This window comes from Bradyrhizobium sp. ORS 375 (genome assembly GCF_000239775.1).
GTDB lineage: Bacteria > Pseudomonadota > Alphaproteobacteria > Rhizobiales > Xanthobacteraceae > Bradyrhizobium.
This window is the reverse complement of the sequence record NZ_CAFI01000435.1, coordinates 1-769: the sequence shown is the minus strand read 5'-3', so window position 1 is coordinate 769 and position 769 is coordinate 1. Positions and strand designations below refer to the sequence as shown.

At 57.7% G+C, this 769-nt stretch carries 1 protein-coding gene; it reads left to right on the top strand.

Going from position 1 to position 769, the window contains the following annotated elements:
• Positions 1-247: 247 nt before the first annotated feature.
• On the top strand, positions 248-769 hold a 522-nt coding region (locus BRAO375_RS28685; protein WP_175345386.1), incomplete at its 3' end, for an N-formylglutamate amidohydrolase.

The window sequence follows — 769 nt, the reverse complement described above, 5'->3', positions numbered from 1 at the left end:
AACGCGGTCCATCTTTGCAAATAAAAGACCTGATCGAGGTTGAGCGGCCGTCAGGTGGTTACATATCAAAATTTAGCCAACGACGACTTGGAGTACACGCGCTGACGAGCGCTCGCTTCGGACGGTAAGCATAGGAACGCCGCATCATTCGTGACATTGCTTTCTAGAAGTCCGGACGAGCTGACGTTGCCCGAACGCCAAGCTGTGAGATCGCGGTGCTCGCAATTCTACGCTCGAAGGTGACGCATTGGGTGTTCCCCTCTACATGATCGAACCGGGTATTGCCCCTCTCGTCTTGATCTCCGTGCACGAGGGCCGGCACATTCCGCAGCGGCTGCACGATGAGCATGGGCACCCCCTTGGGATCAGCGATCAAGCAGACCTGGATCGGCACATTGCCGTTGATCTGGGAGCCGGCGAGATGACCAAGTTGCTTGCGAAAGCGACCAAGGCCAGCGTCTTCCGAGTGACTCATTCACGGCTTGTCGTAGACCTGAATCGAGATAGCGACGAGCTGGAGTGCATCGCGCCGGTGGCAGACGGCACGGCGATCCCGCTCAACAAAGCACTCACTGAACAAGAACGAGTGGCCCGCCTGCGCGAGTTCTACTTCCCGGTTCTCAAGCGGCTTGATCAGTTCATGGACGACGTCGCGAAAGAGCTCGGGTCCGAGCCGTTCGTGATCTCGATGCACAGCTACGCGCGCCGACAGAAGGAAAATCCGGAGCCCAAGAGCGAGGATGTCTGCGTCTACGGCTATCCGGAATTC